The sequence below is a fragment of the Streptomyces sp. NPDC030296 genome, from assembly GCF_055572815.1.
Genome location: NZ_JBVICQ010000003.1, coordinates 704,248 through 726,721 on the forward strand (window position 1 = coordinate 704,248; position 22,474 = coordinate 726,721).

19 protein-coding genes are annotated in these 22,474 nt (G+C 70.9%); 7 read left to right on the forward strand and 12 right to left on the reverse strand.

Features of this window, described 5'->3' with window-relative positions:
- Positions 1 to 46: 46 nt before the first annotated feature.
- Genes ACZ4Z3_RS11210 through ACZ4Z3_RS11220 form a run of 3 tightly spaced genes read right to left on the reverse strand, consistent with a single transcriptional unit; the run spans position 47 to position 2,745 of the window.
- Entirely contained in the window at positions 47 to 808 is a 762-nt protein-coding gene (locus tag ACZ4Z3_RS11210; RefSeq protein ID WP_468500696.1) for an amino acid ABC transporter ATP-binding protein, read from the reverse strand.
- Entirely contained in the window at positions 805 to 1,746 is a 942-nt protein-coding gene (locus ACZ4Z3_RS11215) for an amino acid ABC transporter permease (protein ID WP_468500697.1), read from the reverse strand. Before ACZ4Z3_RS11215 ends, ACZ4Z3_RS11210 begins: the two co-directional genes overlap by 4 nt.
- A gap of 30 nt (positions 1,747 to 1,776) precedes the next feature.
- On the reverse strand, positions 1,777 to 2,745 hold the full coding sequence (locus ACZ4Z3_RS11220) for an ABC transporter substrate-binding protein (protein WP_468500698.1): 969 nt from the start codon (positions 2,743 to 2,745) through the stop codon (positions 1,777 to 1,779).
- 610 nt (positions 2,746 to 3,355) lie between these two features.
- Here ACZ4Z3_RS11220 and ACZ4Z3_RS11225 point away from each other — a divergent pair.
- The 4 genes from ACZ4Z3_RS11225 (at position 3,356) to ACZ4Z3_RS11240 (ending at position 6,988) form a co-directional block, all read left to right on the forward strand.
- On the forward strand, positions 3,356 to 4,606 hold the full coding sequence (locus ACZ4Z3_RS11225) for an NAD(P)-dependent malic enzyme (protein ID WP_468500699.1): 1,251 nt from the start codon (positions 3,356 to 3,358) through the stop codon (positions 4,604 to 4,606).
- Positions 4,607 to 5,021: 415 nt separating this feature from the next.
- On the forward strand, positions 5,022 to 5,987 hold the full coding sequence (locus tag ACZ4Z3_RS11230; protein ID WP_468500700.1) for a zinc-binding dehydrogenase: 966 nt from the start codon (positions 5,022 to 5,024) through the stop codon (positions 5,985 to 5,987).
- A gap of 111 nt (positions 5,988 to 6,098) precedes the next feature.
- Entirely contained in the window at positions 6,099 to 6,308 is a 210-nt protein-coding gene (locus ACZ4Z3_RS11235) for an RNA polymerase sigma factor sigma-70 region 4 domain-containing protein (RefSeq protein WP_055513588.1), read from the forward strand.
- The gene (locus tag ACZ4Z3_RS11240; protein WP_468500701.1) at positions 6,308 to 6,988 is read left to right on the forward strand and encodes a Clp protease N-terminal domain-containing protein; all 681 of its coding nucleotides are present in this window, start codon (positions 6,308 to 6,310) and stop codon (positions 6,986 to 6,988) included. The genes ACZ4Z3_RS11235 and ACZ4Z3_RS11240 overlap by 1 nt, the downstream gene beginning before the upstream one ends.
- 49 nt (positions 6,989 to 7,037) lie before the next feature.
- Here the strand turns inward: ACZ4Z3_RS11240 and ACZ4Z3_RS11245 are convergent, their stop codons facing one another.
- Entirely contained in the window at positions 7,038 to 8,258 is a 1,221-nt protein-coding gene (locus ACZ4Z3_RS11245; RefSeq protein ID WP_468500702.1) for a PadR family transcriptional regulator, read from the reverse strand.
- A 1-nt stretch (position 8,259) separates the two neighbouring features.
- Positions 8,260 to 9,291, reverse strand: coding sequence for a DUF4097 family beta strand repeat-containing protein (locus ACZ4Z3_RS11250; RefSeq protein WP_468500703.1), 1,032 nt, complete (start codon positions 9,289 to 9,291; stop codon positions 8,260 to 8,262).
- Between the two features lie 207 nt (positions 9,292 to 9,498).
- On the opposite strand from ACZ4Z3_RS11250, the gene ACZ4Z3_RS11255 reads away from it, so the two are divergent.
- The gene (locus ACZ4Z3_RS11255; protein ID WP_468500704.1) at positions 9,499 to 10,344 is read left to right on the forward strand and encodes a hypothetical protein; all 846 of its coding nucleotides are present in this window, start codon (positions 9,499 to 9,501) and stop codon (positions 10,342 to 10,344) included.
- A 43-nt stretch (positions 10,345 to 10,387) separates the two neighbouring features.
- Here the strand turns inward: ACZ4Z3_RS11255 and ACZ4Z3_RS11260 are convergent, their stop codons facing one another.
- From ACZ4Z3_RS11260 to ACZ4Z3_RS11285, 6 genes are all read right to left on the reverse strand, one after another.
- On the reverse strand, positions 10,388 to 10,567 hold the full coding sequence (locus ACZ4Z3_RS11260; RefSeq protein ID WP_003992906.1) for a DUF6104 family protein: 180 nt from the start codon (positions 10,565 to 10,567) through the stop codon (positions 10,388 to 10,390).
- An 87-nt stretch (positions 10,568 to 10,654) separates the two neighbouring features.
- Positions 10,655 to 14,437: a multifunctional oxoglutarate decarboxylase/oxoglutarate dehydrogenase thiamine pyrophosphate-binding subunit/dihydrolipoyllysine-residue succinyltransferase subunit gene (locus tag ACZ4Z3_RS11265; RefSeq protein WP_468500705.1), complete on the reverse strand. Its 3,783-nt coding sequence runs from the start codon at positions 14,435 to 14,437 to the stop codon at positions 10,655 to 10,657.
- Positions 14,438 to 15,052: 615 nt separating this feature from the next.
- Entirely contained in the window at positions 15,053 to 16,195 is a 1,143-nt protein-coding gene (locus tag ACZ4Z3_RS11270) for a HAMP domain-containing sensor histidine kinase (protein ID WP_468500706.1), read from the reverse strand.
- A 56-nt stretch (positions 16,196 to 16,251) separates the two neighbouring features.
- Positions 16,252 to 16,989, reverse strand: a complete 738-nt coding sequence (locus ACZ4Z3_RS11275) for a response regulator transcription factor (RefSeq protein WP_055513578.1) — start codon at positions 16,987 to 16,989, stop codon at positions 16,252 to 16,254.
- A gap of 131 nt (positions 16,990 to 17,120) precedes the next feature.
- Complete coding sequence (locus ACZ4Z3_RS11280) at positions 17,121 to 17,795, reverse strand: spermine/spermidine synthase domain-containing protein (protein ID WP_468500707.1); 675 nt, start codon at positions 17,793 to 17,795, stop codon at positions 17,121 to 17,123.
- 101 nt (positions 17,796 to 17,896) lie between these two features.
- Entirely contained in the window at positions 17,897 to 19,564 is a 1,668-nt protein-coding gene (locus ACZ4Z3_RS11285) for a glycoside hydrolase family 3 protein (RefSeq protein ID WP_468500708.1), read from the reverse strand.
- Positions 19,565 to 19,776: 212 nt separating this feature from the next.
- On the opposite strand from ACZ4Z3_RS11285, the gene ACZ4Z3_RS11290 reads away from it, so the two are divergent.
- Positions 19,777 to 20,454: a TetR family transcriptional regulator gene (locus ACZ4Z3_RS11290; protein ID WP_468500709.1), complete on the forward strand. Its 678-nt coding sequence runs from the start codon at positions 19,777 to 19,779 to the stop codon at positions 20,452 to 20,454.
- Between the two features lie 325 nt (positions 20,455 to 20,779).
- Positions 20,780 to 21,619, forward strand: coding sequence for a rhomboid-like protein (locus ACZ4Z3_RS11295; protein WP_468500710.1), 840 nt, complete (start codon positions 20,780 to 20,782; stop codon positions 21,617 to 21,619).
- 74 nt (positions 21,620 to 21,693) lie between these two features.
- On the opposite strand, the gene ACZ4Z3_RS11300 is transcribed toward ACZ4Z3_RS11295, so the two are convergent.
- Positions 21,694 to 22,347 (reverse strand): GNAT family N-acetyltransferase, encoded by a 654-nt coding sequence (locus ACZ4Z3_RS11300; protein WP_468500711.1) that lies wholly within the window; start codon positions 22,345 to 22,347, stop codon positions 21,694 to 21,696.
- Positions 22,348 to 22,474 lie beyond the last annotated feature (127 nt).

Genomic DNA, 22,474 nt, shown 5'->3' on the forward strand with positions numbered 1-22,474 from the left:
GAGACCCGTACCGCCCCTTCGCGCGCAACCGTGTCCGGCCCGCCGGCTACAGCACCTTGGACAGGAACGACTGGGTGCGCTCCTCCTGCGGGTTCGTGAGCACGTCACGCGGGTTGCCGGACTCGACCACCACACCGCCGTCCATGAAGACCAGGCTGTCGCCGACCTCGCGGGCGAAGCCCATCTCGTGGGTGACGACGACCATGGTCATACCGGACTCGGCGAGGTCGCGCATGACGTCGAGGACGTCACCGACCAGCTCCGGGTCGAGCGCCGAGGTCGGCTCGTCGAACAGCATCAGCTTCGGCTCCATGGCCAGCGCGCGGGCGATCGCCACGCGCTGCTGCTGGCCGCCGGAGAGCTGCGAGGGGTAGTTGCCCGCCTTGTCGCCGAGGCCGACCTTCTCCAGCAGCTCCCGGGCGCGCTCGCGGGCCTGGGCCTTGCTGACGCCCCTGACCTGGACCGGCGCCTCCATGACGTTCTCGGTGGCGGTCATGTGCGGGAACAGGTTGAACCGCTGGAACACCATGCCGATGTCCCGGCGCTTCAGCGCGACCTCGCTGTCCTTGAGCTCGTACAGCTTGTCGCCCTTCTGGCGGTAGCCGACCAGCTCGCCGTCGACGTACAGGCGGCCGGCGTTGATCTTCTCGAGGTGGTTGATGCACCTCAGGAACGTCGACTTGCCGGAGCCGGACGGGCCGATGAGGCAGAACACCTCACCCGTCTGCACCTCCAGGTCGATGCCCTTGAGGACCTGCACGGGACCGAAGGACTTGTGGATGCCCTCGGCCTTCACCATGGCGGTCATGCCGAGACTCCCTTCGGGCGGCGCGCGGGCAGCACGGCCGCCTTGAAGCGCTGGACCGGCGTCGGCGGGAGGGACCGGGTCGAGCCCTTCGCGTAGTACCGCTCCAGGTAGTACTGACCGACGCTGAAGATGCTGGTCAGGATCAGGTACCAGGCGGCGGCGAGGAACAGCATCTCCACGATGGAGCCGGCGCCCTGGCCGATGTCCTGGGCCGCCTTGAGCAGATCCACGTACTGCACCGTCGAGACGAGCGACGTGGTCTTCAGCATGTTGATGACCTCGTTGCCCGTGGGCGGCACGATCACGCGCATCGCCTGCGGGATGACGATCCGGCGCAGCGTCTTCGCGTGGCTCATACCGAGCGCGTGCGACGCCTCCGTCTGACCCTCGTCGACCGACAGCAGACCGGCGCGGCAGATCTCCGCCATGTACGCGGCCTCGTTGAGGCCGAGGCCCAGCAGCGCCGTCAGCAGCGGCGTCATGAACGAGGACCAGTAGTCCTTGTAGATCGGACCGAGGTTGATGTACTCGAAGACCAGGCCCAGGTTGAACCAGACGAACAGCTGGACCAGGACGGGCGTGCCGCGGAAGAACCAGATGTAGAACCACGCGACCGACGAGGTCACCGGGTTCTTCGACAGCCGCATGACGGCGAGCAGGATGCCGCCGACGATGCCGATCACCATGGACAGCACGGTGAGCAGCAGGGTGTTCAGAACGCCCTCGATGATGCGGTCGTCGAAGAAGTAGTCGGGGACGGCGCCCCAGTTGATCTTCTTCGCCTGCGCGAAGGCGTAGACGATCGCGCCCAGGACAGCGAGCGCGATGGCCGCGGAGACATAGCGCCCCGGGTGCCGGACCGGAATGGCCTTGATGGCCTCCGGACCGGCGGGGGGCGTGTCCTCGGGACCGTCCGTCTTGTTGACGTCAACAGTCACGGGTGGTGCCTTTCAGTGCCGAGACGGAGATCAGGAGCCGCCGTTGATCTTGGCCTCGGTGACGGCGCCGTCCTCGACGCCCCACTTGCTGATGATCTTCTTGTACTCGCCGTTGTCGATGATCGCCTGGACCGCGGCCTGCAGCGCGTCGCGCAGCTCGGTGCTGTCCTTGGCGACGGCGATGCCGTAGGGGCCGGCCTCGACCTGGTCGCCGACGATCTGGAAGTACTTGCCGCCGCCCGAGGTCTTCACCGAGTACGCGGCGACCGGGTAGTCGGCGGAGACGACGTCCGCGCCCTTGGAGCGCATCCGGGTCTCGGCCTCGGGGTTGGTGGCGAAGTCCTCGATCTTGAGGGTCTTGCCGCCGTCCTTCTTGCACTTCGCCGCCTGCTCCTTGGCGAGGTCGTGCGAGAACGTGTTGCGCTGCACGGCGATCGTCTTGCCGCAGAGGTCGTCCCAGGTCTTGATGCCCTTGTCGTCACCCTTGTTGGTGTACAGGGAGACACCGGCGGTGAAGTAGTCGACGAAGTCCACGCCGGCGCCGACCTTCTTGCCGGTGTCGGCGTCGATGCCCTCCTGACGGTCCTTGGTGTCCGTCATGGCCGACATGGCGATGTCGTACCGCTTGGACGCCAGACCACCGATGAGGGTGTCGAAGGTGGCGTTCTCGAACTTGAACTCGACGCCGAGCTGCTTGCCCAGCGCGGCGGCGATGTCGGGGTCGATGCCGACGACCTTGCCCGCGTTGTCCTTGTACTCCACGGGCGCGTACGCGATGTCGGAGCCGACGCGGATGACACCCTTGTCGCGGATGCTCGCGGGGAGCTTGTCGGCCAGCGGGGCCGAACCGGCCTTGGTGCTGCCCGAGTCGTTGCCGTTGCCGTCCTTGGTCTGGTCACCGCAGCCGGTGAGCAGCAGGGCGCCCACGACCGCGATCGCTCCGACCGCGGCTGTCCGGGAGCGCAGGCCGGTCGTACGACTGGTGGTGCTTGCGGTCATGGTGGGTTCCTCCGGCGGGATGGGTGGAGTTGCCGACAGGTCGATGAGTGACACGCTTCTTCGAGTGTCGCGACCTCGTGTGATTACGGCATCTTGCCATTCGGGCATGTGCATTCAGATGACCCGCTATGTCAAAATCGGATAACGGGTGACCCCCGAATGACCTACGAACCGCTGCGGACCGTGCGATCGCGCCGGATCCTGTGCGGAATTTTTCTCTTCCGGCCGGAAGATCTTCGGTGCATCTGAGGATGCGGGTCGGCCGCGCACCCCGCACACCTGTCCGTATGGGGCCTGTCCGGGATTGGTCCGACTTGTCCCGTCATTCGTCGACGAGTCACCGCGCCCCCATTGGGCCGCAAATGACCTTCGAGTTGTGACCTTCAAGGTATGAACGGGTCTGGACTCGTCGTCGGCACCGTCCGTCCGGTAAGAAGGTTCCTTACACCCCTCATCCGGGGCCCAGGGCGCGTGTGCGGCGCGCCCGTCGCGTCTGAGCCCATACGTGTCGCCGTACGTACCGGTTGACCTGGGCCTTACGCGGTGCCCGCCCACTCCCGAACCGGGAGCGGTCACCCTCAAACCTTGAAGACTTAAGGGGTAAACAAAAGTGGCAGCGGAGATTGTCAATCCTCGCACCGAGAGCAGCGACGGCAGTACGGGCCAGGAAGGCAACGGGGAGCCCCTCAATTCCCTGGGCGCCCCCGACTCCTTCGACCCCGCCTTCGCGCTGCACCGCGGCGGCAAGATGGCCGTGCAGAGCACGGTGCCGATCCGCGACAAGGACGACCTGTCCCTCGCTTACACGCCGGGCGTCGCGCGGGTGTGCACCGCCATCGCCGAGCGTCCCGAGCTGGTCGACGACTACACCTGGAAGTCCTCCGTCGTCGCCGTCGTGACGGACGGTACGGCCGTCCTCGGCCTCGGCGACATCGGCCCCGAGGCCTCCCTCCCCGTGATGGAGGGCAAGGCGATCCTGTTCAAGCAGTTCGGCGGTGTCGACGCGGTGCCGATCGCGCTCGCCTGCACGGACGTCGACGAGATCGTCGAGACCGTCGTCCGGCTCGCCCCGTCCTTCGGCGGTGTGAACCTGGAGGACATCTCGGCGCCCCGCTGCTTCGAGATCGAGAAGCGGCTCCAGGAGCGCCTGGACATCCCGGTCTTCCACGACGACCAGCACGGTACGGCGGTCGTGACGCTGGCGGCCCTGCGGAACGCCGCGCGGCTCAGCGGGCGGGAGATCGGTCAGCTCCGGGCGGTCATCTCGGGTGCCGGCGCGGCCGGAGTGGCCATCGCGAAGATGCTGGTCGAGGCGGGCATCGGCGATGTCGCCCTGGCCGACCGCAAGGGCATCATCTCCGCGGACCGCGAGGACCTCACGGACGTCAAGCGCGAGGTGGCCGGGTTCACCAACAAGGCCGGGATCACGGGCTCCCTGGAGGACGCCCTCGCCGGCGCCGACGTCTTCATCGGCGTCTCCGGCGGTACGGTCGCGGAGGAGGCGGTGGCCTCGATGGCCGACGGCGCGTTCGTCTTCGCCATGGCCAACCCCAACCCCGAGGTGCACCCGGATGTCGCCCACAAGTACGCGGCGGTCGTCGCGACCGGGCGCTCCGACTACCCCAACCAGATCAACAACGTCCTCGCCTTCCCCGGCATCTTCGCCGGGGCGCTCCAGGTGCGGGCGTCGCGGATCACGGAGGGGATGAAGATCGCGGCGGCGGAGGCGCTGGCGTCGGTCGTGGGCGACGACCTCGCCGCGGACTACGTCATCCCGTCCCCGTTCGACGAGCGGGTCGCTCCCGCGGTGACGGCGGCGGTGGCCGCGGCCGCGCGGGCGGAGGGGGTCGCTCGCCGCTGAGGCGAGTACCGCGAGTGCGTTTGGCGGCCCCGTCCCCGTGTGTGGGGGCGGGGTCGCCTTTTTGCTGGGGGCGGATGTGGGTGCCTAGTGGGTCGGGGGTGCGCCTTCGTCGGCGGGTGCGGGTGGTTCGTGGTTGCTCGCGCAGTTCCCCGCGCCCCTGAGAAGCGACCGGGGCTGCGCCCCGTGCTTTTCAACGGCGCCACCTGATGGAGGCCGGGCCGTCAGGCCCGCCTTCCGGGGAGGGCGGGCCGCAGGCCCGTCCCTCCAGGGGCGCGGGGAACTGCGCGAGCAACCCCCACCCACCCGCAGCCGACCGGGGGCTTCGCGGGGCGCAGCCCCCCCGCAGCCCCCGCGGGACGCGTGTCACAGCGTCGCGCGGTTCCATCGGGTGCGGCGTACACCTATGGTCAGGCCCATGTTCGCTGCCTACGCCGCCCGTATCGACCGTGACAACCCGCTCAACGGACTGGAGTTGGGTGACCGCCCGGCCCCGGAGTCCAGGCCCGGCTGGACCACCGTCAAGGTGAAGGCCGCCTCGCTGAACCACCACGATTTGTGGTCCCTGCGTGGTGTCGGCCTCGCCGAGGACAAGCTGCCCATGATCCTCGGCTGTGACGCCGCCGGCGTCGACGAGGACGGCAACGAGGTCGTCCTGCACTCGGTGATCGGCCAGAGCGGCCACGGCGTCGGCCCCAAGGAGCCCCGCTCGATCCTCACCGAGCGCTACCAGGGCACCTTCGCCGAACTGGTCACCGTCCCCACCTGGAACGTCCTCCCCAAGCCCGCGGAACTCTCCTTCGCGGAGGCCGCCTGCCTGCCCACCGCCTGGCTGACGGCCTACCGCATGCTGTTCACCAACGCCGGCGTCCGTCCGGGTGACTCCGTGCTCGTCCAGGGAGCGGGCGGCGGTGTCGCCACCGCCGCGATCGTGCTCGGCAAGGCGGCCGGCCTGCGGGTCTACGCCACCAGCCGGGACGAGGCGAAGCGCAAGCGGGCCCTGGAACTCGGCGCGGTCGAGGCGCTGGAGTCGGGCGCCCGGCTGCCGCAGCGCGTCGACGCGGTCATCGAGACCGTCGGCGCCGCCACCTGGTCCCACTCGGTGAAGTCGCTCCGCCCCGGCGGCACGCTCGTCATCTCCGGTGCCACCAGCGGCGACCGCCCCTCCCACGCCGAACTCACCCGCATCTTCTTCCTCGAACTGAAGGTCGTCGGCTCCACCATGGGCACCAAGGACGAACTGGAGGACCTCCTCTCGTTCTGCGCCGCGACGGGTGTCCGCCCCGTCATCGACGAGGTGCTCCCCCTCGACCGTGCCCGCGAGGGCTTCGAACGCCTGGAGTCCGGCGACCTCTTCGGCAAGATCGTGCTCACCAACCCCTGACGGCTCGCCCCTGCTGAGCGCGCGACACCACGGCCGGCCCGGCTCCTCGGGCCGGCCTTCGTCATGTCAACCAACGTTGACAACAGCTCCGTGTCAACGTAAGTTGACGATATGACCGAAGCAACGGATCTCGCCGAGCGGGCCGGTGACCGCGACCCCCGGATCGGGTTGCGGGCCGTCGCCGCGCTGCGCCGGCTCCTGGAGCAACTGGAGTCGGTACAGGTGCGCAGCGCGCGCAATCAGGGCTGGTCGTGGCAGGAGATCGCCACGGAACTCGGTGTGAGCAGGCAGGCCGTGCACAAGAAGTACGGGAGGCATTGATGTTCGAACGGTTCACGAAGGACGCCCGTGCCGTGGTCCTCGCCGCGGTCGACCACGCGCAACGCTCCAGCGCCGACAAGGTGGCCGAGGAGCACCTTCTGCTCGCCCTGCTGGACCGCCGCGCCAGCCGTGCCTCGTTCGCCCTCGCCTCGCTGGGGCTGGCCGACAACCGGGGCTCCGTCGAACGGGCCCTCGCCGACGCCCGACGCCGGGGCGGCCTCACCCGCGCCGACGCGGACGCCCTGTCCGACCTCGGTATCGACCTCGCACGGATCGTCTCCCGCGTCGAGGAGGCCCATGGCGCGGGCGCGTTGGAGCCGGGGCGGCGCCGGGACGACAGTGGTGCCGACAGTGGTGCCGACGGTGAGGCCGGCGGTGCTGGCGGCGATGACCGCGGCGGAGGCGAACGGTTGGGCCGAACGGGTGGTGGACGCGGCGGCAGGAGGGGGCGCGCTCGTCGCTCGGGCCACCGGCCCTTCACTCGCGACGCCAAGGACGTGCTCACCCGCTCCCTTCGCGTCGCCCAGTCCCACAGCGACCGTCACATCGGCGACGAGCACCTGCTGCTCGCCCTCACCACCCGCCCCGGAGTCCCCGCCGAGGTCCTCGCCGACCACGGAGTGACCTACGAGTCCCTGGAACGTGTGCTGTACGGGGCGGGGGAGGCCAGGGCGAGCTGACCGCGGGGAGAGGCCCCGCCGCGTGGTGTGGGCCTCCTTGTTCTCGCCCTTACCCCTTGGCCGCCCGCAGCGCCGCTCCGATGTGGGCCGCCGCCGTCGACAGGTGGCGGCGGGCGTCACGGAGCTGGTCCTCCGTCACCCCGTGGTCTCGGGCCGCGTCGCGGATGTCGTCGCGGAAGCGGTCCAGGAGCCGGTCGAGATCGCGGGCCGGGTCGCCCGTCGGGGCCTCGTGCACCCAGGAGGGTTCATACGCGCCCGGGAAGTCCTCCGGTGTGGTCGAGTACTCCGGCGCCCAGGCGCCGGAGCCGCCCCTCGCCCCGCCCGCGCTCCCGTGCTCGCTCACGCCGGCCCACGTGCCCGTGCCGGCCTCCGCCTCAGTCGTCCTGCCGGGCCCGCCCGGTGCCGTACCGGGCCCCGTGGCCGAACCGGTACCCGAGCCCGTGCCGGTCGCCTCCGCCGTGTCCGGGCCGGACCCCGCGCCCGGGCGTCCGAAGCCGAGGTCCTTGCCGAACTCCTTTCCGAAGTCCTTCCCGAACTCGCCGAACTCCTTGGCCAGTTCCGTCAGTCCCTCGCGCACCCCGGTCGGCCAGTCGCCGCGGGAGAAGTGGTCCTGGACATGGTCCTGGACCCGCTTGGCGATGCGCTGGAGCTCCTCCTGGGCCTGGGTGCGCGCCCGCTCCTGCGCCTCCTTGGCCTGGCGGCGGGCCCGCTGGGCCTCCTCGCGGGCGCGGCGGCTCTCGTCCTTGGCACGCCGGGCCTGCTCCTTCCACTCCTGCTTGACGCGGCGCATCTCCTCCTTCGCCGCTCGCCACGCCTCCTTGTCGGCCTGCTCCCCGAACTCCCCGAGCGGCTCGTGCTCCCCGGCGCCGGCCCCCGGGGCCTGGCGTGCCGCGGAGGCCGCCGCCCGCATCTCGCGGCGCAGGTCGCCCGCCGCGCCCCGTACGTCGGCCCGGATCTCGGCTGCCAGCTCCGCCACCGACTCGCGGATCTCCAGCTCCAGGTCGGCCAGTTCCCCGCTGCGGTCGGCCAGTTCGGCACGGCCCGCGTCGGTGATCGCGTACACCTTCCGGCCGCCCTCGGTGGTGTGGGTGACCAGGCCCTCCGCCTCCAGCTTGGCTAGGCGGGGGTAGACGGTGCCGGCGGAGGGCGCGTACAGGCCCTGGAAGCGTTCCTCCAGCAGTCGGATCACCTCGTAGCCGTGGCGCGGCGCCTCGTCCAGCAGCTTCAGCAGATACAACCGCAGGCGTCCGTGGGCGAAGACGGGAGGCATGTCAGAGCACCTTCTTGTCGGTCGTGCTGGGGCTCGTGCCGTCGGCGGGGCCGTCGGACGAGGAGCCGGTGGTGCCGTCGGGGACCGGGGGGCCCGCGGGGGCGCCGGACGGCTCGGCGGCGGCATCGGCAGTCGCATTGTCGGTCACGGCGCCGGACGGCCCGGTCGGCGGGGTGTCCGGCCCGGCCCCGCCGACGGTCTCGCCCTCGTCCCAGGGCTCGTCCTCCGCCGGGGGCCTTCGCAGGAGCGCGATGGAGCCGGAGATGGTCGTGGCCTTCAGGCGGCCGTTCCCCCGGCCGAGGCGGCCGGTGATCTTGTGGGCGCCCCAGGGGCCGCTGACGCGGAGGTCCTCGAAGGCGTTGGAGATGGTGCCGCTGGCGGTGTTGGCCTCGATCTCGGCGTCGGCGGGGTGGGGGAGGCGGATGGCGATCTCACCGGAGACGCTGGTGAGGCCGACCTCGGTCGGGGCGCCCACCGGGTCGAGGTCGAGGATGATCGAGCCGCTCACCGAGTCGGCCTTGAGGGTGGGGCAGGATCCCTCGATGACGGTCAGGTCACCGGAGACGGAGCTCAGGCGGAGGTCCCCGGTGAGGGCCTGCGCCTCCACGTTCCCGGAGACCGTCGTCGCCCGGACGGGTCCCGACAGGCCGACCAGGGTGGTGTCGCCGGAGATGCCCTTCACCTCCGTCCGCCCGTCCACCCCCGAGATGACGGCCGTGGCCCCGACGGCGCCGACCTCGACGCGGGTGCCCGCCGGAACGGCGAGGGAGACCAGTGCGGTGCGGCGCCAGCCCTTGCGGTCGAGCCACTTCAGGAAGCCCTTCCACGGCAGGTCCTCGTACGCCACGGTCAGTGTGCCGTCCTTCTGCGTCACCGTCAGGGGCGGGCCCTCCAGGTCGGACACCTCCAGACGGGCGGAACTCTCGTCGGTGCCCACGACGTTCACCGTGCCGTTGACGACGCGCACCTGGAGCGCTGTCACCGGTTCGTCGAATGTGAGCTTCCGTGGTTCGGCGACGGACCACTCGGACATGTGCTGACCCCCAATGACAAGCCGACCTCATGACGGACCGGCCTCACGAGAGACCGCCCCTCACCTCATGGCAGACCGAACAGGACTGTGCAACGCGCCATATCGCGTCTCACGTTATTCACGATATATCGCGCCCGTCGGAAGTCAAGACACCCGATCTGGTGATCCCGCAGGATGAATCCGGGCAAATCACCCTAGCGTGGGGTCATGTCGACGGAAAGCACACCGGGATCCCCGCGCCCCCGACCCGCGCCCGGTGGGCTGCTGCTCTGCCGCGGGGGCCGGGAAACCGTCGCCCCTGTCGCGCAGCTCCTCGGGGAGCGGATGCTGCTCACCTCGGCCGGCCCCGAGTGGAGCGCCCTCGTGCCCGAGGGGAAGCCCTGGGTGCAGGGAGGAGAGCCTGTCGACCGGGTGCTGACCGGTTGGGCCACCGCGCTCGCCGTCGGCGCTCCCTGGCCCGTCCTGGCCCTGTGGTGGGACGCGGACCGCGGCGGCTACACCCTGGCCGCGGGTTTCCGCCGCACCGTCGGCTACGTATGGCTCGCCAACGGCACCCCGGTCGGCGAGGACGAGGCGATGCGCACGTTCGCCGCGCGGCTCGGCCTGGACCCGGTCCTCGACGCGCAGCCCCTCTACGACCTCACCAAGGCGGACCCGTCGGCGGACGCCCGCGCCCGGCTGCTGGGCCTGCTCGCGGTCCTGGCCCGGGCGGGTGTGGCCCTCCCGGCCGGTCTCACTCCCGGCGAACCCGCGGACAGGCTCCGGGAGGTCGCCCGCGTCCAGCCGGACGCCCAGCGCATCGAATGGACCGGCTGGCGCGGAGCGGTCCGCACGGAGCTCGACGCGCTGGAACGCGGCCGTCTCGGCCCCTGGCTGCCCTGGGCGGGCACGTCACGGGCCCGCGCGCTCGCCACCGCGCAGCTCCTCGCGGGCCTGCCCCTCACGGCCTGGGGCCTGCGCCGCCGCAGCGGCGGCTGGACCGCGGCGGGCGCCCTCCTGGTCGCCCACGGCGGCCTCGGCCTGACGTACGACCTCTCACGCCCCCGCGACTGACCCCGCCGCGCCACTGTCCCTTCGCCGCGACCGACCGGGGAACCTACTCGTCGTCCTCGTCGTCGAGGCGCGCCAGCCAGGTCGCCAGCCGCTCCACCGGCACCTCGAAGTCCGGGTTCAGGTCCACGAAGGTCCGCAGCTGCTCGGCGAGCCACTCGAAGGTGACCTCCTCCTCGCCGCGCCGCTTCTCCAGTTCCTCGATGCCACGGTCCGTGAAGTACATGGGTCAAGGATAAGTGCGGGAAAACGGCCGGGCCGCACCCCTCGGAAGGGGTGCGGCCCGGCCGCCTGCGGATGCCTTCGAGGGTGCTTACGCCTCGAACACCTCACGCACCAGCTGCTCCTGCTCCGCCTGGTGCCGCTTGGCCGATCCCACGGCGGGGGACGAGCCGTGCGGGCGGGAGATGCGGCGCAGACGCTCGCCGTGCGGGACGTCGGCGCCGACCGCCAGGTCCAGGTGGTCGATCAGGTTGAGGGCGATGAAGGGCCACGCGCCCTGGTTCGCCGGCTCCTCCTGGGCCCACAGGTACTTCTCGGCGTTCGGGTACTTCTTGATCTCCGCCTGGACCTCGGCACCCGGCAGCGGGTAGAGGCGCTCGAGGCGGATGATCGCCGTCTCGGCGGCCGAGGGGTCCGTGGCGCCGCGCTTCTGCCGCTCGGCCTCCAGGTCGTAGTAGACCTTGCCGGCGCAGAACACGACCTTCTTGACGGCGGCCGGGTCGACCGAGTCGTCGCCGATGACCGGGCGGAACTCGCCCGTCGTGAACTCCTCCGCCTTCGACGCGGCGGCCTTCAGACGCAGCATCGACTTCGGGGTGAAGACCACCAGCGGCTTGTGGTGCGGGTTGTGCACCTGCCACCGCAGGAGGTGGAAGTAGTTCGACGGGAGGGTCGGCATGGCGACCGTCATGTTGTTCTGCGCGCAGAGCTGGAGGAACCGCTCGGGGCGGGCCGAGGAGTGGTCCGGGCCCTGGCCCTCGTAGCCGTGCGGGAGGAGCAGGACGACGCCGGAGGTCTGGTTCCACTTCTGCTCCGCCGACGAGATGAACTCGTCCACGACCGTCTGGGCGCCGTTGACGAAGTCGCCGAACTGGGCCTCCCACATCACGAGCGCGTCGGGGCGGGCCAGCGAGTAGCCGTACTCGAAGCCCATCGCGGCGTACTCGGACAGGAGCGAGTTGTAGACGTTCAGGCGCGCCTGGTCCTCGGAGAGGTACATCAGCGGCGTGAACTCCTCGCCCGTCTCACGGTCGATGATCACCGCGTGACGCTGGCCGAAGGTGCCGCGCTGCGAGTCCTGGCCCGCGAGGCGGACCGGGGTGCCCTCCAGCAGCAGGGAGCCGATGGCGAGGGTCTCGCCCATGCCCCAGTCGATCGTGCCGTCCTCGACCATCGACGCCCGGCGCTGGAGCTGCGGCAGCAGACGCGGGTGGGCGGTGATGTGGTCCGGGACGTTGACCTGGGACTCGGCGATGCGCTTGACGACCTCGGCCGTGACCGCGGTGTTCACCGAGACGGGGAAGCCGTCCTGGGGGTCGTGGGACGGGGCGGCGGCCGGCTGCGACGTGGCCTCGCGGACCTCGGTGAAGACCTTCTCCAGCTGGCCCTGGTAGTCCTGCAGCGCCTGCTCGGCCTCTTCCAGGGTGATGTCGCCGCGACCGATGAGGGACTCGGTGTAGAGCTTGCGCACCGAGCGCTTCTTGTCGATCAGGTCGTACATCAGCGGCTGGGTGAAGGCCGGGTTGTCCGACTCGTTGTGACCGCGGCGGCGGTAGCAGATGAGGTCGATCACCACGTCCTTGTTGAACGCCTGGCGGAACTCGAAGGCGAGCCGCGCGACGCGGACCACGGCCTCCGGGTCGTCGCCGTTCACGTGGAAGATCGGGGCCTCGATCATCCTCGCCACGTCCGTCGCGTACATCGACGAGCGGGAGGACTCGGGGGCCGCGGTGAAGCCGACCTGGTTGTTGATGACGATGTGGACCGTGCCGCCGGTGCGGTAGCCGCGCAGCTGCGACATGTTCAGGGTCTCGGCCACCACGCCCTGGCCCGCGAAGGCCGCGTCGCCGTGGAGGGCCACCGGCAGGACGGTGAAGTCCGTGCCGCCCTTGTTGATGATGTCCTGCTTGGCGCGGGCGACGCCCTCCAGGACCGGGTCCACCGCCTCCAGGTGCGAGGGGTTCGCGACCAGGGAGACCTTGATCTGCTCGCCGTCGAGGCCCGTGAACGTGCCCTCGGCGCCCAGGTGGTACTTCACGTCGCCGGAGCCGTGCATCGACTTCGGGTCGAGGTTGCCCTCGAACTCGCGGAAGATCTGCGCGTAGGACTTGCCGACGATGTTCGCGAGGACGTTCAGGCGGCCGCGGTGGGCCATGCCGATGACGACCTCGTCCAGGCGCGACTCGGCGGCGCTGTCGATGACCGCGTCGAGCAGCGGGATGACGGACTCGCCGCCCTCCAGGGAGAAGCGCTTCTGGCCGACGTACTTCGTCTGCAGGAAGGTCTCGAAGGCCTCCGCCGCGTTCAGCCGGCGCAGGATGCGCAGCTGCTCCTCGCGCTCCGGCTTGGTGTGCGGGCGCTCGATGCGGTCCTGGATCCACTTGCGCTGCTTCGGGTCCTGGATGTGCATGAACTCGATGCCGGTCGTACGGCAGTACGAGTCACGCAGGACGCCGAGGATGTCGCGGAGCTTCATCAGGGACTTGCCGGCGAAGCCGCCGACCGCGAACTCGCGCTCCAGGTCCCACAGGGTGAGCCCGTGCTCGGTGATGTCGAGGTCGGGGTGCTTGCGCTGGCGGTACTCCAGCGGGTCGGTGTCGGCCATGACGTGGCCGCGGACCCGGTAGGAGTGGATCAGCTCGAAGACGCGGGCGGCCTTGGTGACGTCGTCGTCGTGGCTGGCGTCGATGTCCTTGAGCCAGCGGACCGGCTCGTAGGGGATGCGCAGGGCCTCGAAGATGTCGTCGTAGAAGCCGTTCTCGCCGAGCAGCAGGTTCGCGACCTGGCGGAGGAACTCGCCGGAGGCGGCGCCCTGGATCACCCGGTGGTCGTAGGTCGACGTGAGCGTCATGACCTTCGAGATGCCGAGCTTGTTCAGGGTGTCCTGGCTCGTGCCCTGGAACTCGGCCGGGTAGTCCATGGAACCGACGCCCATGATCACCGACTGGCCGGGCATCAGACGCGGCACGGAGTGGACGGTGCCGAGGCCGCCGGGGTTGGTCAGGGAGACCGTGACGCCGGTGAAGTCGTCCATCGTCAGCTTGCCGTCGCGGGCGCGGCGGACGATGTCCTCGTAGGCCTGCCAGAACTCGAAGAAGTTCAGCGTCTCGGCCTTCTTGATCGCCGCGACGACCAGCTGGCGGTCGCCGTTCGGCTTGACCAGGTCGATGGCGAGACCGAGGTTGACGTGCGGCGGCTTGATGAGCGTCGGCTTGCCGTCCTTCTCACCGAAGGACCAGTTCATCGACGGCATCGCCTTGATGGCCTGCACCATCGCGTAGCCGATCAGGTGCGTGAAGGAGATCTTCCCGCCCCGGGCGCGCTTCAGGTGGTTGTTGATGACGATGCGGTTGTCGAAGAGCAGCTTCACCGGGACGGCGCGCACGGACGTGGCCGTGGGCAGCTCCAGCGACGCGTTCATGTTCTTCGCGACGGCGGCGGCCGGGCCGCGCAGCGTGATCAGCTCCGGGCCCTCGGTGGGAGCGGCCGGAGCGGCCTGCTTCGCCGGCGCGGCGGCCGCGGGCTTCGCGGCGGCCGGGGCCGGGGCAGCGGCGGCGGGCTTCGCGGCGGCCGGAGCGGGCGCGGCCGGAGCCGCGGGGGCGGCCTGGGCCGGGGCGGCGGGCGCCGCGGGCGTGGTGGTCGCCGGGGCCCCCTTCGCCGCAGTACCCGCCGGAGCCGAGGCGGCGGCAGCCCCCGGCTTGTAGTCGGCGAAGAAGTCCCACCAGGCTCGGTCCACCGAGTTCGGGTCCTGGAGGTACTGCTGATAGATCTCGTCGACGAGCCACTCGTTCGGACCGAAGGCCGCGGCGGGGTTCTTACCCGCTTGGTCTGCGTCGGTCGAGATGCTCGAGTTACTGGGGGACTGTGGCGACACGGCGGCAACCGCCCTCTTCCGCTTCACAAGGTGATGGACAGCGGGAATAAAGGCTACGCCTCCGTGGCCGGGAAGGTCAGGTCGAGCCCCTTCATCGTCGCGTAAGTCACATCGGAATGCGTGTTTCGGGGCTGGAAATGGCGGGAAACAAGCGGGGTTCCGGTCCGGAATGGGTGCGGTGGGCACAGATCGGGCATGCGTCGGCCGGGGCCTGCGGCGATGAACGCGCGGCCGACCGGCTGAACGCCCCTGATCACACGTGTCCGTCGACGCGGATCGACCGTGGATCTTGTGGCTCCGGTTCGAACTTTACGTCAACTTGGCAGAGATGTAAGCCCTGGGAGGGTGAGCGAAATCTGGCAAAGGGGAGGGGATTCGGCCACGGGAAGGTGGGTACCGGCGTCGGGGCTGCCGCCGGGCGCCGCGATCCCGGGGCGATCGGTGCGTGTGTTGTCCTGCGGGCGCGCTGTGGCTTGTCGCGCACTTCCCCGCGCCCCTTGAGGGCCTGGGTCGCGCCCGGCGCCGCCAAGGGGCGCGGGGAACTGCGCGAGCTGCCACGACGGCGCGGCAGTCGGCCGACCGGTTCAACACGCGGACTCTGTTGCTGCGGAGCCCCTACGGCTGAGGGGAGCGGGCGGGCGGTGCTCCCGGCAGGGCCACCTGTATGCGGCAGCCCTTGGGGGACTCGGCGACCCCGATACGACCGCCGTGGAGGTCGACGGCCCAGCGGGCGATGGCCAGGCCGAGGCCGGTTCCGCCGTCGCTGCCGGGGCCGTGCGGCCGGCTCACCGCACCGCGGTTGAAGCGCTCGAAGACGCGGTGCCACTCGGACTCAGGGATGCCGGGGCCCTCGTCCAGCACTTCGAGGGTCAGGGACTCCGGCGTGGACCCGCGGCGGGCCTTGACGGTGACACGGCCGTGCGGGGGGCTGTGCTTGACCGCGTTGTCGATGAGGTTGGCGACCACCTGGTGGATGCGCTCGGGGTCGGCGTGCGCGGTCAGCTCCGGGGGGTGGACGTCGAGATGGAGGTGGACGTCCTTGCGGGTGTGGCTGCCGGAGCCGGAGGTCATGCCCCCACGCGCGCTCGCCACCATCTGGGTCTCCTTGAGGACCCCGGACAGATACGGCCACACCTCGAAACGGCGCTTGCGGAGCGGGACGACGCCGTGGTCGAGGCGGGAGAGGTCCAGCAGCGTCTCGACCAGCCGGCCCAGCCGCTCCGTCTGCTTCAGCGCCGTGCGCATCGTCTCGGGGTCGGCGGTCGCGATGCCGTCCACGATGTTCTCCAGCACCGCCCTGAGGCCCGCGATGGGCGTGCGGAGCTCGTGGGAGACGTTCGCCACGAGCTCCTTGCGCTGCCGGTCCTGGGCTTCCAGCTCGTCGGCCATCAGGTTGATCGTGTGGGCCAGGTCGCCCAGCTCGTCCCGGCGGTTCTCGCTGACCCGCCGGGTGTAGTCGCCGCGCGAGATGGACCGGGCGACCGCGTTCATCTCGTCCAGCGGAGCGGTGAGCGAATGCGCCACGAACTGCGTGATCAACAGTGTGGCGATCATCGAGAACACCGTGATGAAGCGCAGCTCCGTCTTGGTGTGCACGGCGATCATCGACAGACCCGTGGTGATCAGGACGGAGACGACGACGAGCGTGCCCAGTTTGGTCTTGATCGAGAAGGGACGCAGACCGCCCAGCGGGCCCGCGACCCTCCGTGACTGTGCGTCACCGAGGTTTCCCGGCCGTGGGTCACCGACTCCGCTCATATCGCCACCAGTCCCCTGTGCCTACGCGAGTACGACGCGCGCCGTGCGGACGCGGCTCAGGGGGTCGGGGTCTCCAGGGCGTACCCGACACCGTGCACCGTGCGGATCCGCTCCGCGCCGATCTTCCGCCGCAGCGCCTTGATGTGGCTGTCGACGGTGCGCGTCCCGGACGCGTCCGCCCAGTCCCAGACCTCGGCGAGCAGCTGTTCGCGCGAGAGTACGGCACGCGGCGTGTTCGCGAGACATACGAGCAGGTCGAACTCGGTGGGGGTGAGGTGAACGTCCTCGCTGCGCACCCGGACACGGCGCTGCGCGTGGTCGATCTCCAGCTCACCGAGGCGCAGGATGCCCGAGCGCGGGGTGGTGGCGGCCAGCGCGGCCCGCTCCACGCGACGCAGCAGCACATGGACGCGCGCGGCCAGTTCGCGCATGGAGAACGGCTTGGTCATGTAGTCGTCGGCGCCGACGCCGAGCCCGACCAGCATGTCCGTCTCGTCGTCCCGCGCGGTGAGCATCAGCACGGGGACGGGCCGCTGCGCCTGGACGCGCCTGCACACCTCCAGGCCGTCGAAGCCGGGCAGCATGATGTCGAGGATCAGCAGGTCGGGCTGCCAGGCCTCCGCCGTGTCGACGGCCGCCGGGCCGTCGGACGCGGTCTGCACGACGAAACCCTCGGCGCGCAGGCGGGCCGCGATGGCGTCGACGATCGTCGGGTCGTCCTCGACCACGAGCACCCGGCGCTGTGCGCCCGGGGTCGCCGTCGTGCCGTTGTGGGAGGTGTGTGTCTGCTCCATCGCCCGCCCCTGAGTTGCTTTCCGGAATCCGTGGGGTGATCCCTTGACTACGCATGGCTGCGCATGACTGCGATTGACGCTTGAATGATCGGCGCCAGGCAAGCAGGGTACGGGCAGTCACCACGCCAGGGCTATCCAGGTCGGACCGCGAGGTGCACCACGTCCGGAACTCCTCGGGCAACGGGGATCTCTTCGGTACGCACCTGATGGAACCCGGCATTCCCCAAGGTTTCCTCGAATTCCGGGGAAGGCTGCGCCGACCACACGGCCAGCACTCCGCCGGGGTTCAACACCCTTGCGCAGCTTGCCAATCCGGCCGGTGAGTACAGGTTTTCGTTGCTGTCGGAGACGGTCCAGTCGGGCCCGTTGTCGATGTCCAGGCAGAGCGCGTCGAACGTGGCGCAAGTCTCATTGACGTACTCGACGAGATCGGCTTCCACGATCTCCGTCCGCGGGTCGGCGAGCGCCTCCGCGGACAGGTCGGCGAGGGGGCCCGCGCGGTGCCAGTCGATGACGGCCGGTTCGCGTTCCACGACGGTGATCGCGCCCCAACTCGGGTTCGCCGCGGCGTGTGCGAGCGAGAAGCCCACGCCCAGGCCGCCGATGAGCACACTCGGCTGAAAACGCCCGGTCAGCGCGTCGAGGGCAACGTCGACCAGCAGGCGCTCCGAGCGCCCGTCGGAGGTGTCCATCAGGAAGCACCCGTTGGCGATGATCTGCAACAGCTCGCCGTGCCGCCGCAGGACTACCTCGCCGTAGGGGCCCTCGCGCCGGTCGATGACTTCGGGGACGTCGATGGTGGTCATCTCTCCATCCTTACGCGTCCCGCGCGCGACGGCGGCTGAATTACGACCGCCCCGGCGGGGCTTGACGTGTTCGGAGCGTCGTCCGTCGCGACGGGGCGTGTTCAGATCTCCAGGCCGTGCCCGTGCGGGAAGAGGGGTGTCCCGGTGGCGTCGGCGTTCGGCACGTCCGGCCCGGACTCCTCCACCACGGCGGTGGGGCACCTGAGTTCGAAGGGGAGCCGCCCCTCGGCCCGTGCCCGGCCGAAGGCCACGTCGAGCAACGCCGTGTCGGACGCCCCGTAGTCGACGACGAGTGCGGCCGCCCTCGCCACGATCTCCGGGAGCACGGCGGGTTGTTCCAGGGTGACGCAGACCAGGGTGGGGACGGCGTCCAGCAGCGCGAGGACCTCCCGCAGCCGCTCGTGCGGTGTCCGCAGCCGCAGTACGGCGACGTCGGCGTGGGCCGGATCGGCGACGACGTTGCCGTACAGGGACGCCGTCTGCGCGCCGACGCCGTCGACGTACAGGTTCGGCCGGTCGGTGAGGGGCAGCAGGGACTGATTGGTGAGGATCGTCAGGGAGCGGCGCTGGGCGGTGGCGCCGAGGGCGGTGAACTCGGGCGCGCCCACGGTCTCCTCGGCCCGGTCCGGGTCGACGTAGCGCCTCTCGAAGAGGCCGAGCCGGAACTTCTCGCGCAGCAACCGGCGCACGGAGGCGTCGACGCGCTCCTCGCAGATCCGGCCGATGCGCACCAGTTCCACGACGACGTCGGGGCACCCCTCGCCGCCGAACTGGTCGGCGCCCGCGTCCAGGGCCCTCGCCACGCGCTCGGCGAGGGGGAGGTGTTCGCCGCCCCGTTCCCCGTGCGGTTCGCCCGGGATCGCCGGGGCGGTGAGCAGGCCGGGGGCGGTGCAGACGATGCCGTCGAAGCCGAGGCGTTCGGGCAGGGGGCCGGGCAGGGGGTCACGGCCGAAGCGGAAGCCGTCGCCGACGACGCCGAAGCCGACGCCCATGCCGGCCGGCTCCCCGTCCCCGGTCCCGAATGGTCGGGCGGGATGCGGCATCAGCCGTGAGCACCCGGCGTCGACGGCCGCCTCGACCGGCGCGAGGGACCGGTCGCCGCCGGGGACGTGCGTGAGCATGGCGGCGACGGAGCGCGGACCGAGCCGTGGGCCCTGGAGGCCGCGCACGTACGCCCGGACGAGGTCGCCCGTCAGTTCGGCGGACGAGCCGAAGGTGCCGGGCAGGTCGGCCCCGCGCCCGCCATGGCCGGTGGCGAGGTCGTGACCGAAGCGGACCGCCGGATGGACGGCGACCCGGAAGCCCACCGCCAGATACTCGCGCCGGACGGTGTCGCCGAACCGCTCCATCAGCTCCGCGTCGCCGATCGCGGCGAGGCCCGGCGGTTCGGGCCAGGCGGAGAACGGGTCGGTGGCGAAGGACGCGCCCCGCTGGTCGGTGTACGAGTGGCGCGGGGTGGTGGAGAGGGTGACCGGGATGCCGAGCCGGGTGTCCGCGGCGAGCGCCTGGAGCCGGTTCACCCATTCCGCCGTCTCCCGCACGCCGTACCGGCCCATGAGCTGGACGTGGGCCAGATGACCGTCCGTCACCAGCTCGGTGGTGCCGTACGGAAGGGAGCCGCCCCCTTCGGCCGGCGTGCCGTCCTCGTTCATCGTGAGCGGGGTGTGGAAGAGCTGGCCGGCCTTCTCCGCGAGCGTCATCCGGGCCAGCAGGTCCTCCACCCGTCCCTCGACGGGAAGGTTCGGGTCGCGGTAGTCGGGGGTGGGCATCCGGCAGTCCTTGTACATGGGGGTACGGAGGTGCGTAGGGGGGCGGGGCGCAGGCCTGTTCAGGGAAGCAGCAAAACCGAGTAGGTACTAGGTTTTGGTCACGTGGCCAGAATCACCAGGCGAACCGCTTGATCGACAGGGCGAGTGACTCGTGTAACCGACGGTTCATGTCGGACGTCGAGGTGGGAGGGGGGAGGGCTAGGGTGGCGGGCATGGCGCGGAACCGGACGCCCGAGGGGTCTGCCGACGAACCCGGCAGACGGACGCCGCCCGCCACCCGGACGCTGCGCGGCTCGTACGCCGTCGGCGACGAGCGACGGCAGCGCATCCTCGACACGGCCGTCGACCACTTCGCCCGATGGGGCTTCCACGCCTCCTCCCTCGCCCGCATCGCCAGGGACGCCGGCATCACCCAGGGCGGCCTGCTGCACCACTTCCCCTCCAAGGAGGACCTCCTCCTCCATGTGCTGGAACGCGCGCACGCGACCGACCTGGAGGGGTTCCTCGCGTACGAGTTCGAGTCGGCCCGGGAGATGTTCTCGATGCTCGTGCGGCTCGCCGAGCGCGACAGCGCGCGGGCGGGGCAGACGCGCATGCTCAACGTCCTGGCGGCGGAGGCGGGCAACCCCGGGCATCCCGCCCACGCGTACTTCGCCCACCGGTACGCCGAGTTGGTGGAGGTCATGGCGGGGGTGCTGCGGCGGGCGGCGCACGCCGGCGAACTGCGGCCGGACACGGATGCCGGTGCTGTCGCCGTCGCGCAGGAGGTGACCGCCGTGCTGGACGGACTCCGGATCCAATGGGTGCTGGACCCGCCGGGGTTCGACCTGGCGGGACGGTTCCGGGCGTACGTGGAGCGGGTGTTGCGAGCGCTCTCGATGGACGGGTGAGGTTGTCGGATTGCTGTGAATCCCGGCGAAAGTGGCGCAGGTCACAGACAGGGGGTGCCGGGATGCCGAAGGTGGAGCCAAACGGAGGGAGCGCTTCATCTTGGATGGCGTGGAGACCGGGACAGGGCCGGACCGGACCGACGTGACACCGTCGGCTGCCGGGCCGCTCCTGAACGGAATCCCACGCCAGCCGGGCGCGGTGACGCCGGTACGGGGCGGGGGAGAGGCCGGCCCGTCGGGACCCGGTGCCGCGCGGGCGCGGCTGGCGGAGTCGCTGGGGCCTGGTGTCGAGCGGGCGGGGCTGGCAAATCCGCTGGGGTCTCGCGTGGAGCAGGCGGGATCGCCGGAGCCGCTGGGGCCCGGTGCGGAGCAGGCGGAGCTGCCGAAGCCGTCAGGGCTCAGTCGCGAGAGGCTCGCGCCCTCGGGGAGCCGGGGCGGCGGCGGCCCGGTCTCCTCCAGCCGTCGCGCGCGTCCCACCCCCGCACCCGGCTCCCTTCCGCACCCCTGGCGGCTGCTCCCGACCCCCGCCGGTACGCCCTTCACCTTCTGGTACCTGGCCGTCCTGCTGCTGACCTCGCTCATCACCGAGTACGCGGACCCGGCCGTCGTCCACGCCCTCCACCAGGGCTTCAGTACGGACGTGGCGCACCTCGTGGGCGCCCCGGTGCCGGTGCTCGTCGCGAGCGCGCTGTGGATCGCCGGCGGGATGGTGTCGCCGTACGCACTCGGCTTCGTGCTGGTGCTCACCGCGCTGGAGCGCCGGATCGGCGGCCGGCGGACGGCCTTGGTCTTCCTGCTGGGGCATGTGCTCGCCACTCTCGCCACCGAAATCCCGGTCGGAGTCTCCGTCCTGACCGGCGGGCTTCCCGGCAGCTCCCTCCACCGCCTCGACTACGGGATCAGCTTCGGCGTGGCGGCGTGCGTGGGCGCGCTGGCCGCCCTGCTGCCGTGGTGGTCACGCTGGCCGTTGCTGCTCGCCTTCGGCTGGATGCTCGTGGACGACCTGATGTCGTTCACGGACCCGATGACCGACTGGGGGCACCTGATCGCCCTCGCGATAGGGGTCGCCAGCTGGCCGGTGGTACGGCGGTGGCGACACGCGGCGTTGACCCACGACGCGGCCCCGCCCCCGGGTCCGGCGCGTCCGGCGAAGGTCCCGGCCTAGGGTCGACAGGCCCTAGCGGAACCGGAGCCCCGCGCGGAGGAGGGGCGGCGCCCCCGATCGGCAGGTCGGCCGTCTCACCGCCGGCCGTCGAACCTCGCGCTCGTCAGCGGGGCGACCGTCGTCCAGCCGAGGGACGCGTACAGGGCCCGGCCGTCCGGTGTGCCGCTCAGTACGCCGACCTCCGCGCCCTCCTCGAACGCCGCCCGGGTCAGGGTGCGCATGACGAGCGTGCCGAGGCCCCGGCGGCGGTGGGACGCGGAGGTCTCTATCTGGTCGACGACTGCGGTCCGCCCCGTCGGGGCGATCTGACCGCGAGCGGCCCATGAGCCGTCGGGTGCGGCCACCATCGCGCGGATCACGCCTCCCCGGGCCCAGGTGCGCAGGCGGTAGCCCTCCGGGGCGGTGACGGCCGGGCCTTCCGGTGTCCCCAGGGGCGCGGTCATCAGCCAGCCCGGCTCGGGGTCCACCCACCAGCCCTCGCCCAGGCAGGGGGCGACTCGCGACGCGTCGGCGAAGACCTTGAGCCACACTCCGGCCCCGGTGACCGCGCCGGCCACCTTCCGGACCGTCTCCTCCTCGACGTCGTCATGGGTCCCCGCGAGGACATGACGGGTGACGTGGGCGGCCGTTCCGTTGTCGATCGTGCAGCCCCAGGGCTCCACCACCGGGGGCGCCGCGCCCCGCGAGACGACCCAGCCGTCGACCCAGGCCCGCACGATTCCGTCCACTGTCGCCCCCCCGTGTAGGTGTGGCACGTCCGTCATCCGTAATGGGTGTATGGGTGTACAGACTATTACCTGTGGTGGGGGTGTGTCAGTGGGTGGCCGCCTGTCCGTGGTCCCTTCCCTGATCGCC